Here is a 10,591-nt window from a genome sequence, read left to right as displayed (position 1 = left end):
ATTGGCAGGCGACGCTTTGCCCGGGGCCCCGGCCGTCAACGCCGCTTTCGGAGACGCATTCGGAAAAGGTCCGGCCTCGGCAGGGGCATCGACCCCACTGTAGCGGGTTGTGGGTTACAGGGCACCGCTGGCTCCCCGTCTAGCACGGCCGAGCGGTTATTATAACCCAATCAGAAGCGGTAGGCGAGGCCGCCGCGAAGCAGCAGCCCGTCCCAGATCCCGGCCTCGGCCAGGAGGGAAATCCCTTTGTAGACATCCAGCTTCAGCCCGAAGCTGAGCTGGAAAATAATGATGTTCTTGGGGATCGCGAAATCGATGTCTTCCGACAGCTCGGCGAAGGTTTTAGTTTCTTCCTCGCTGATGGAGTCGGAGTTGGAGCCATATTGGTAGCTCCCCGAATAAGCGTAGGCGGCCGTGCCGTCGAAAGAGGCGAACCCGAAGCCGAGCGATACGAAAGGCCGCAGACGGCCGCGACCGATCTCCCAGCGGAACCCGAAGTTGGTCGAAAAGGGGGCGGTTTCCAAGGCGGCGGTCGCCTCGATCTGGGCCGTGGCGCCGTTGGTGAAGGTCTGTTGGGCCGACCCGGTCATGGCCAGCTTGATGCGGGTTTTTTCCAGCGAGGCTCCGAAACTGAAGGTGCCGGCCCAGCCGCGGGCGTAGTACCGGATCTCTAGGCCGTAGTTACCGCCCTGCGAATCGAGCTCCAGACTCGGCGTAAAGGCGGCCTCGACCAATCCTCCATAGGAGGCACCGAGCTTCTTGACGACTTGATGCTGCAGCTCCTCGCCCAGCTTGTCGAGGAGCTTGCCCTTGAACAGGCCCATGATCGGGTCGATCGTCCAGACTCCGGAATGAACGTTGACTTCCCAATGCCCGCTGGAGAAGAGCGTCCCCAGGCTCAAGGGCTTCTCTTCGACCGGCGTCGTCTCGGCCGCCCGGGGCTTCGTCTCCGCCGCGGGATCGGGCTCCGTTCTCCGAACCGGGACGGACTTCGCCGAAGGGGGCTCCTCAGCCCGCTTCTCGGGACGGGCCGCACCAACAGCTTCTTCGGCGGGCAGACCCTTGGCCTTCACCTCGGCCCGCACCGATTGAAAAAGATCGACGAAGCTCTTGGGATAGAACGAGTCGGAGATCTCCTTGCCGGGATCGATCTGGGCCGTCTGCCTCATCCATTTGACCGAATTGGCCATGTCACGATCGTAGAAATAGCACAAGGCCAGCCCGAAATAGGCGGCCGAAAGGTTCAGCTTGCTGCGCGACATCGCCGCTGCTTCCAGATAGGTGCCGACGGCCAGCTTGTAATCGCCCTTCTGGTAATACCCATCGGCCTGGCGCAGAAGAGCGGCCGCATCGTCTTCCTGGGTTTGGGCTGGGAGCAGAGCGGCCCCGAACGACAGGGCCAGGAGGGCCGCCAGAATCGGCCGGAACGAGGCTGAGAATCGGATGTTCCGCATTCGCTTCCTATTTTCCTTCCGGAATCATGGTAGCGGCGGGTTTGCGGATTGTCAAACGAAACCGCGGGAAGGGTCCGCGAGGTCTTGTTCGCGCGTCTTCCCCGGCCGGGCCGGAGTGTGGTATACCGGACGCGCCGAGCGCGGATGCACGGCTCGCCGAGGAGAACGCTCATGAAGCGAACGATCGCCGTCCTTCTCATGGTCCTGATTTGGCCCGCGGCCGGACTTCGGGGGACCGGGCCTCGCCCGGACGGCCGGCCCTTCCAGATGCTGCCGGGCGGCCGGCCCCTCCCGCCCGAACCGTGGCCGAAGGCCATCCACACCTTCGGATTCCGGGGGACCGAGTTTGCCCTGGATGGGAAGCCTTTTCAAATGCTGGCGGGCGAGATGCATTTTCAGCGGATCCCGCGCGAGTACTGGAAGGACCGCCTGCTCAAAGCCCGAGCCATGGGCCTGAACACCGTCTGCACCTATGTCTTCTGGAACCTACTGGAGGCCGAACCCGGGAAGTGGGACTTCAGCGGCGGCAACGACCTGGCCGCCTTCATCCGAACGGCGGGCGAGGCCGGGCTCTGGGTCGTGGTGCGCCCGGGACCCTACGCTTGTGCCGAATGGGACTTCGGCGGTCTGCCGATCTGGCTCCTGCGCACGCCCGACATCAAGGTCCGCTGCCTGGACCCACGCTACATCGAGGCCTGCCGGCGGTACATCGCCAAGCTGGCCGATCTCCTGCGGCCGCTCCAGGTTCACAAGGGCGGCCCGGTCCTCATGGTCCAGATCGAGAACGAATACGGTAGCTACGGCAACGACCGCGGCTACCTGTCGGCCTTGAAATCGATGTGGGAGAAAGGGCGGATCGAAGTTCCCTTCTACACCGCCGACGGGGCGACGCCTTACATGCTGGAGGCCGGTTCCATCCCGGGCTGCGCCATCGGGCTCGACCCGGGGGCCAACGAGAAGGATTTCGCCGCGGCGGCCAAGCTCGGCCGCGGCGTTCCCGTCTTTTGCAGCGAGCTCTATCCCGGCTGGCTCACCCACTGGGGCGAGCCCTGGGCCCGGGCCAAGACCGAAGAAGTCCTCAAGGATCTGGAGTGGCTTCTGGCCAACAAGAAATCGTTCAATCTCTACGTCGTCCACGGCGGCACGAATTGGGGCTTCTGGGCCGGCGCGAATATGGGCGACGCCTACCAGCCCGATGTGACGAGCTACGACTACGACGCCCCCCTCGACGAGATGGGGCGGCCCACGCCCAAGTATTTCGCCATCCGCGACCTGCTGGCCAAGCACCAGCCGGACGGGGCCGTGCTTCCGGACATGCCCGCGCCTCTGCCCGTCATCGAAATCGCAACCGTCGCCTTCACCGAGGGCGCGTCCTTGTTCGACAATCTGCCTCCGTCCGTGGCGATCCCCCAGCCCAAGCCCATGGAATTCCTGGGCCAGGACCACGGTTTCATCCTCTACCGGACGGGCTTCCGCGGCCATGCCAGCGGCAAGCTGAAAATCTGGGAGCTTCACGATTACGCCAACATCTACGTGGACGGACAAATTCTGGGGACGCTTAGCCGGGCGAAAAAGGAAGACACCATCGAGATTCCCGCGGCCGGCTCCAAGCCGACCACACTCGACATCCTGGTCGAGGGGATGGGCCGGATCAATTTCAGCCAATATATGATCGACCGCAAGGGCATCACCGACCGGGTCACCCTGAGCGGTATGACCCTGATGGATTGGCAGGCTTTCTCCCTGCCGATGGAACCGGCTTACCTCGCCGGGCTGAAATTCAAGCCGCTCCTGCCGGGGCCGCAAGGGGCGGAGGCGCGGCCGGGGATGTTCTTCCGGGGGAGCTTCGATCTGGAGACTCTCGGCGACACCTACCTCGACATGCGCGGCTGGGCCAAAGGCATCGTCTGGATCAACGGACACAATCTGGGGCGCTACTGGGAGATCGGGCCGCAGAAACGGCTGTACTGCCCGGCCCCATTTCTCAAGAAAGGCCGCAACGAGATCGTCGTCTTCGACCTCCACCGGACGGCTCCGGCGATCGTGACCGGGGAGAAAAGCCTGGATTGAGTCGGGTGCCGGCGCGCACCGCCCCAAATTGACTTCGCCTAAGGGGCGTGGTATGAAACACGCTTCCATTTTGCATCCGCCGGAGGTGCCGATGTTTCGTTCGCGCCGACTCCTTCCCCTCGCTCTCGCCATCCTCGTCCTGGCGTCCGGGCTGGCCGCCCAGACCCCTCCGGACAAGTTCCTCGGGTTCCAGGTCGGGGCTGATAAGAAGCTGGCCGACTACGGCCAGATCAAGGCCTATTTCGAGAAGCTCGATCAGGAATCGCCGATGCTCAAGCTCTTCGTCATCGGCGAGACGACGCTGAAGAAGCCCATAATCATGGCCGCCATCTCGACCGAGGCCAACCTGGCCCGGCTGGACCGCTGGAAGGAGATCGTCCGCAAGCTCCGCGACCCGCGCCTGACGCCGATCGAGGAGGCCCAAGCGCTGGCCAAGGAGGGCAAGGCCGTCATCCTGGTCTCCTGCAGCCAGCACTCGACCGAGATCGGGGCCTCCCAGGCCTCCATGGAGCTAGCCTACAACCTGGTCGCCGGCAAGACCCCCTACGACGCCAAGAAGATCCTGGCCGACGTCATCCTGCTTCTAGTCCCGACCTCCAATCCCGACGGCAACCAGATGGTCGTCGATTGGTACAAGAAATACGTCGGGACGAAGTTCGAGGCCGGCTCGATGCCCTGGCTGTACCACTATTACGCCGGCCACGACAATAACCGGGACTGGTACATGCTGAACCTCAGCGAGACCCGGGCCATGACCCAGGTGCTTTATCACGACTGGCTGCCCCAGATCCACATGGACCAGCACCAGCAGGGCTCCAACGGCGCCCGCCTTTTCATCCCGCCGATGATGGACCCGCCGCTGCCCAATATCCATCCGCTTGTCTGGAGGACCCAGAACCTCCTCGGCACGGCCATGGCTTACGACCTGCAGCAGGCCGGCAAGAGCGGCATCGTCAACGGCCGCAGCTACACGGCCTGGTACATCGGGGCCGGCGACGACACGCCTTGGCTGCACAATGTCATCGGTATCCTCAGCGAAGCCGCTTCGGTCCGGTTGGCGACCCCCATTTACATCGAACCGAGCGAGATTCCCTCCTCCTACGTCGAGAAGATGATGGATTTCGTCGATCCCTGGCCCGGCGGCTGGTGGCGCCTACGCGACATCGTCGAGTACGAAGTCATCATGACCGAGAGCCTGCTCAAGACGGCCGCCCTGCACAAGGAAGACCTGCTGCTCAACTATTGGCGGATGTCCAAGGACGCCATCGAGAAGACCGACAAGGGCCAACCCTACGCCTTCATCATCCCGGCCAAGCAGCACGACTATCCGACGATGCTCCGGATGCTGGACGTCCTGATGCGGGGCGGGGTGGAAATCCACCAAGCCAAGGCCGATTTCATGGTCGGCAACCGGCTCTACGGCGCCGGGTCGTTCGTCGTCAAGATGGCCCAGCCCTATAAGCCTTACGCCTGGGCCCTGTTGGAGAGACAGAAATACCCCGACATCCGCCAGTATCCCGGCGGCCCCCCGCAGCCGCCCTACGACAACGCCGGCTGGACTCTGCCGCTCCAGATGGGCGTCGCTTGCGATCAGATCATGGAGCCGTTCGAGGCCAAGCTGGACCGGCTGGATGCGGTGCCGTCGCCCAAGGCTTCGGCGGGACAGGGCCAAGGAGCATATATCGTTCTGGATTCCCGGATCAACGCTTCCTCGTCCATCGCCTTCGCCCTGCTCAAGGACGCCAAGGCCGAATTCTGGCGGACCAAAGCCAAATCGATAAAAAAAGGTCTCGAGATTCCCGCCGGAAGCTTCCTCGTCAAGAACACGCCCGAGGTCAAAGCGGCCCTGCCCGCCCTGGTCGAAAAATACCATCTGGCCGTCCTCGACTTGCCCGATATCGAAGGCCTGGCCAAAGCCGGGCTCAAGCTTCATCGCGTCGGCCTCTACCAGTCCTGGCGCGGCAACGCCGACGAAGGCTGGACCCGCTACATGTTCGACGACCTGGCCATCCCCTACAAGACCCTGCACAACGAGGATTTGAAGGGGACCAAAGAGAAGAAGCCCGATTTGCGCGCGGACTTTGACGTCATTGTCTTCGCCGACGAAAGTACGGCGACCATTCGATCCGGCCAGCGCGGCGGCATGCCCGGCGGAGCTCCCGGCGGCGCCCCCGGCGGCGCGGCCACACCCGGCGCACAGGCTCGGCCTTCGACCTCGACCACCCCGCCCGAGTACGAGGGCGGCATCGGCCAGGAAGGCATGGATGCCCTGCGGGCATTCGTCGAGAAGGGCGGCGTCGTAGTCACCCTCAACGGAGCCTGCGACCTGGCCATTGCCGAGTTCGGCGCCCCGGCCCGCAGCAGCCTGACCGGAGTCGATCGAACCAAGTTTTTCTGTCCGACTTCGATTCTCCGCATCCTGGTGGACAACGAGACGCCCATCGGCTACGGCATGCCCAAGGAGGCCGCGGCCATGTTCGTCAACAGCCTGGCCTTGGACACTTCCAATCCGCCGTTCGATTGGGACCGCAAGGTCGTGGCGACCTACCCGCAGGATGAGATCCTGCTTTCCGGCTGGCTGCTGGGGGAAGAGAATTTGGCCCGCAAGGCCTGCGTCGTCGACACCAAGTACAAGGAAGGCCGGTTCATCCTGATCGGCATCCGGGCCCAGAACCGGGCCCAGTCGCACGGAACGTATAAGTTTCTACTTAACGCCCTGCTCTATCCCGAAGCGAACTAAGGCGCCTACTCGCCCGATTGGTCGAGGTGTCCCTCGCGGACGATGCGGGCGCGGCCCGTGGCCGTATCCAGGTCGTAGATGTTGAATTCCGTCCGCAGGTCGAACCAGGGGTGCCGAATAGCCAGGTTGATCGAGGCCGATCCGTTCTCGGGGGAGCTCGCGATGCGATGGTAGACGTTTGTCGGCCAGGACAGCATGGCCGGCCGATCGGCCAGGACGACCCCGTCTTTTTCGATCCGCTCCGGCCTCACTCGGAATCGGATCAGGCGGCCATCCCGGAAAAGCTCGATGTCGCGAAACCCGGCCAACACAACCAGATTATCTTCCTGGCCGTTGTGCATGTACCAAGGCCGTTCGATCCCGGCCGTCGATCCGGGCGAAAGGGCGCCCCGGTCATGCAAAACCCGGTCGATGGCTTGAATGGAGGCGAAGGACCCCATGGGGACGGCGTCGAACAGCACTCCGGCCGTCTTTCGGTAAGTGCGAAGCGCCGTGGCGCGGTAAAGACCGTCGACCCGGTCGATGAGTTCGTCGGGATGCGCATGCGGAGCCATGGTCTCTCCTGCCTTCAAGGTTGAATCCAGCCTATTGGAACGAGGTGATGATCACTTTGATCAGCGAGGTCAGGGCCGCGAGGTCCCGGGCGTCGATCTTCTCGATGAAGGAGTGCGCGTAGGCCCCCGGCCACGACAACGGGATGTCGACGGCGCCTCCGACGGTGAAGACCGAGCCGTCGTTGCCGCCCCGGGAATCGGCCACCTGGACCGGAATCTTGCGGGCCGCGGCCAGGGCCAGGACCTTGTTCAGCTGCGGTTTGGGGATGATATTCGAGCTGTCCAAAGCCCGCAGCACCGCGCCCTGGCCGAGCCGGGCGTTCCCGAAACGCTTGTTCTCGAGCGGTGAATCGGACGACACGAACGTGTCGACGGCAAAGACGTAATCCGGCTTGAGGACGCGGGCCAGCTCGGTCGCCCCCAGGAGCCCCGTCTCTTCCTCCACACTCCAGGCACATGTGATGGTCCGGCCTTTGAGCTTGGACCAGTCGGTCTGCTGGGCCGCGGCCAGCAGGGCGGCGCAGCCGGCCCGGTCGTCCACGGCCCGCGCGGCCAGGACGCCCGAAGCGAGATCGATCAGGCTCTTCTTGAAGAGAACCATTTGGCCTTCGGCGATCCCCAGCCCGCGCGCCTCCGTCTCGGTCGACGCCCCGACGTCCAGGTCGTAGGCTTCCGGCGCGAAGGGCGCGGCCTTGGCCGTATCGAAATCGGACCGGGGGGGAATGACGCCGTCGACGGGCCCCTTGGGCGTCTGGACCGCGAACGGCCGGCCCTCGCACGCCTGCGGCAAAAACCCGCCCCGCCCTTTCAGGCGGACCAAGCCCAACGGGGAGATCTTGTCCACCGTCATTCCCAGCTCGTCGGCATGGGCGACGAAGAGGATATGGGGCCGGCCCGTCCCGACAGTGAACCAGAGATTCCGGCGGGCATCGCGCTCCGGCTGGACGCCCTTGGGAAGGCGGGCCTGGATCCAATCCATGACCGCCGTCTCCTGGCCGGAGAGGCCCGGCACGAGGACGATCTGCCGGAGAAGGTCCCAATCCGAGACGGGGCTTTGGGCCGAGGCCGGGCCCGCGAAGACCGCCAGGCAGATCGCCGCGGCAAGAAGGCCCGGCTTGCGGCTCATTCGAATCTCCCCTTCCCGAAGACCTCGGTCAGGAGATCGACGAGACGGCCGGCGTCTTTCATATCGATCGTTTCCGCGGGCGTCCCGGCGTAGCGGGCCGGCAGGGCCAGGATGACGGCGTCGCCGCCGTTCGCCAAGAAGGGCGCCAGCAGCGGCGACTCGATTCCCACCCGGAACTGGAGCGGGATCTTCATTTCCGAGGCTGTGCTTTCGATAAAATCGCGAATCTTCGAGGGCCCTTCCTTGGCCTGGACGAGGACGACGCCCTTGCCGAAGACGGGGCTCGTCTCGCCCCGGTCGGCCGGGATGATATCGAGGACGATGGCCGTCTTCCCCGTCATCCGGTTGCGGGCCCGCGCCGCGCCGAGGGACGAGCGCGAGCCGCGGGCGGGAAACCGCGATTGGGCCATCCAGGCGAGCTGGGCGGCCGCCGGCTTTTTGTTAAGATCCGCCGCTTGGACGCTCAACCCGGCCGCCGCCGCAAGGACGGCGCCGAGCGTCTTGACCCCAAGTCCGGGCCCGGCCAAGCGGTCGCCGGCCAGCTCGGCCAAAACGGGCTTGAAGGAAACAGGGTCCAGGATCTCCACCCCCCTGGCCCGGGCCTCCGTCTCGGTCCGGGCCGCGATGTCTACGAAGATGAGGTCGAGCGTCAGCTCCTTGGCCAGCTGATCGCGGCGCTCGCGCGACAGCAGGTGCATGGCCGGCTGGGCGACCACTCCGTTGATCGGCCCGGCCTTGGTCCCGACGACGACGGCGTGTCCCAGGAGAAACGAATCGAAGATGGGAACGGGCGGCGCACCAACCCGATCCAGGGTCAGGTACCCATCCGGCGTGATGCCGCTGACGACGTACCCGAATTCGTCCAGGGCGGCGACGACGATCGGCCCGCCCGATCCCAAACGAGCGTAGAGGCCGCCCAGGCCGTCTATCTCGGCCGCAAGCGATTTGGGCAGAAAGGCGGCGATCTTGGCGGCCAGGGCCGCTTCGTTCCCGGTCACCGAGGCGATCGGGTAGAGGTCCTTGACCAGGAACCGGATATCGCCGGCCCCGGCGAGCGAGGCCAAGGCCAGGACGGCCAGCCCGGCCGCGAAACCCCGACGGACGGAACGCGTCATCCCTGCAAGGCCTTCATGGCCTTGTCGATATTGGCCACGTCCACGACGAGCGAGATGATGTTGTTCTTGCGGCTCAAGGTGGCGTAGCAGTACTCGATGTTGATCCCCTCGTCGCCCAGCTTGGCGGTGAATTCGGCCAGGGCGCCGGGGCGGTTCTCCAGCTCAATAAGCAGAACGTCGCGCAGCTCGATCGTATAGTTGAGCTTCTCCAGAAGCTTGACGGCTTTATTCAGGCTCTTGACGTAGATTTTGGCCGTGTCGTGAAAGACCCCGATGCTCTCGATGTTGATCTCGTTCTCGGCCAGGTAGCCGCAGAGGTCGCCCAGGGTCGAAGGCTTGTTCTCCAGGATGACAAAGATCTCGGTGATGCGTTCCATGGATACCTCTTAATGTGGATTTAAAGGCCTCTTGGGGAAGCCGGCGATGTTCCCATTTCGGTGCTTCCAATATAAGGCCCGACGGGGGAAAAATCAATGCCGCGCCCAAGACGCATTAATCGAATATTTTACCCGGGTTGAGGATGCCGCGGGGGTCGAAGACCCGCTTGATGCCGCGCATCAGCTCGATCTGGACCGGCGGCAGGCTGGCCGCCAGGTAGTGCTTCTTGACCAGCCCGATGCCGTGCTCGCCGGAGACGACCCCGCCCCGGGCCAGCCCATCGGCGTAGATCTCGGCCCGGACCGGATCGAAGGTGGCCCGCCATTCCGCTTCTGGCACGGGCTCGACCCGGCCGGCCCGCCAGCGCGCTTTCATGATGTGGGTGTGCACGTTGCCGTCGCCGGCATGGCCGAAGGTGGGCAGCCAGACGCCGTATTTGGCCGCGATCTCGCTGACCCGCTTGACGTGGCCGGCGATCTCGGCCCGCGGCACGCAGATATCGAGGACCTCGACGATGTCGGCCTTGAGGGCTTCGTACATGTGCGATCGGATGGCCAGGACGTTGTCCTGCTTGGCCGGGGTGTCGGCGATGAAGACGTCCAGGGCGCCCCGCTCCAGGCCGGCCGCGGCCACGGATTCGGACAGCCGGTCCATCTCCTCCTCGGACGCGGCGTCGAGGATGACGAACAGATGAACCTCCCCGTCGTGGCTGGGCCAGGTCCGCTGCAGATGGGCCTCGGTCAGCCGGATGACATCCAGGGGGACGAACTCCAGGGCCAGCGGAACGATATCGTGCCGGAGCAGCGCGGGCACTGTCTCGATCGCGGCCTCCAACGTCGCGAACGGGATGACCAGCGAGCGGGTCAGGGCGGGCTTGGCCCGGAACTGGATGACGGCCTTGGTGATGACCCCCAGCGTCCCTTCCGAGCCGATGAAGAGATGCATGAGGTTGTACCCCGTACTGCTCTTGATCAGCTTGCCGCCGAGCGATAAAATGTCGCCGACCGCGGTCACGACCTCCAGCCCCCGAACGTACTGGCGGATGACGCCGTACTTGACGGCCCGGCTGCCGCCGGCGTTGGTGGCCACCATACCGCCGACCATGGCGCTCTCCTCGCCGGGATGGGGCGGGAAATTGAACCCGGCCTCGTCGA

At 64.6% G+C, this 10,591-nt stretch carries 8 protein-coding genes and 1 other RNA gene; 2 read left to right on the top strand and 7 right to left on the bottom strand.

Translation table 11 applies throughout. From position 1 onward, the window contains the following. Together ffs and NTZ26_15455 are read right to left on the bottom strand one after the other, a co-directional pair. Window positions 1–148: signal recognition particle sRNA large type (gene ffs / locus NTZ26_15460), an RNA gene on the bottom strand; the annotation flags it as partial. 22 nt (window positions 149–170) lie between these two features. Next, the gene (locus tag NTZ26_15455) at window positions 171–1,454 is read right to left on the bottom strand and encodes a tetratricopeptide repeat protein (GenBank protein ID MCX6561891.1); all 1,284 of its coding nucleotides are present in this window, start codon (window positions 1,452–1,454) and stop codon (window positions 171–173) included. Between the two features lie 171 nt (window positions 1,455–1,625). On the opposite strand from NTZ26_15455, the gene NTZ26_15450 reads away from it, so the two are divergent. Both NTZ26_15450 and NTZ26_15445 read left to right on the top strand, forming a co-directional pair. Next, a complete protein-coding gene (locus NTZ26_15450; GenBank protein MCX6561890.1) occupies window positions 1,626–3,524 on the top strand; it encodes a beta-galactosidase in 1,899 nt (632 codons plus the stop codon). 91 nt (window positions 3,525–3,615) lie between these two features. Continuing rightward, a complete protein-coding gene (locus NTZ26_15445; GenBank protein MCX6561889.1) occupies window positions 3,616–6,264 on the top strand; it encodes a M14 family metallopeptidase in 2,649 nt (882 codons plus the stop codon). A gap of 5 nt (window positions 6,265–6,269) precedes the next feature. Here the strand turns inward: NTZ26_15445 and NTZ26_15440 are convergent, their stop codons facing one another. From NTZ26_15440 to NTZ26_15420, 5 genes are all read right to left on the bottom strand, one after another. Next, window positions 6,270–6,818, bottom strand: a complete 549-nt coding sequence (locus NTZ26_15440) for a hypothetical protein (GenBank protein MCX6561888.1) — start codon at window positions 6,816–6,818, stop codon at window positions 6,270–6,272. A gap of 31 nt (window positions 6,819–6,849) precedes the next feature. Beyond that, window positions 6,850–7,944, bottom strand: a complete 1,095-nt coding sequence (locus tag NTZ26_15435; GenBank protein MCX6561887.1) for a M20/M25/M40 family metallo-hydrolase — start codon at window positions 7,942–7,944, stop codon at window positions 6,850–6,852. Then, window positions 7,941–9,059 carry a hypothetical protein gene (locus NTZ26_15430; GenBank protein ID MCX6561886.1) on the bottom strand — a complete coding sequence of 373 codons (1,119 nt, stop codon included), beginning with the start codon at window positions 9,057–9,059 and terminating at the stop codon, window positions 7,941–7,943. Before NTZ26_15430 ends, NTZ26_15435 begins: the two co-directional genes overlap by 4 nt. Next, window positions 9,056–9,436 (bottom strand): ACT domain-containing protein, encoded by a 381-nt coding sequence (locus NTZ26_15425; protein ID MCX6561885.1) that lies wholly within the window; start codon window positions 9,434–9,436, stop codon window positions 9,056–9,058. Before NTZ26_15425 ends, NTZ26_15430 begins: the two co-directional genes overlap by 4 nt. Before the next feature lie 115 nt (window positions 9,437–9,551). After that, window positions 9,552–10,591 (bottom strand): FAD-binding protein (locus tag NTZ26_15420; protein ID MCX6561884.1); only part of this gene is annotated, 1,040 nt, incomplete at its 5' end.

Source organism: Candidatus Aminicenantes bacterium, assembly GCA_026393855.1.
Classification (GTDB): Bacteria; Acidobacteriota; Aminicenantia; order Aminicenantales; family UBA4085; genus UBA4085.
Note: the sequence above shows the minus strand (reverse complement) of the source record. Positions and strands in the feature narration are given on the sequence as shown.

Coding starts and splice junctions, on each gene's coding strand:
- NTZ26_15455 (MCX6561891.1), bottom strand. CDS start 1,454: ATGCGGAACATCCGATTCTCAGCCTCGTTCCGGCCGATTCTGGCGGCC.
- NTZ26_15450 (MCX6561890.1), top strand. CDS start 1,626: ATGAAGCGAACGATCGCCGTCCTTCTCATGGTCCTGATTTGGCCCGCG.
- NTZ26_15445 (MCX6561889.1), top strand. CDS start 3,616: ATGTTTCGTTCGCGCCGACTCCTTCCCCTCGCTCTCGCCATCCTCGTC.
- NTZ26_15440 (MCX6561888.1), bottom strand. CDS start 6,818: ATGGCTCCGCATGCGCATCCCGACGAACTCATCGACCGGGTCGACGGT.
- NTZ26_15435 (MCX6561887.1), bottom strand. CDS start 7,944: ATGAGCCGCAAGCCGGGCCTTCTTGCCGCGGCGATCTGCCTGGCGGTC.
- NTZ26_15430 (MCX6561886.1), bottom strand. CDS start 9,059: ATGACGCGTTCCGTCCGTCGGGGTTTCGCGGCCGGGCTGGCCGTCCTG.
- NTZ26_15425 (MCX6561885.1), bottom strand. CDS start 9,436: ATGGAACGCATCACCGAGATCTTTGTCATCCTGGAGAACAAGCCTTCG.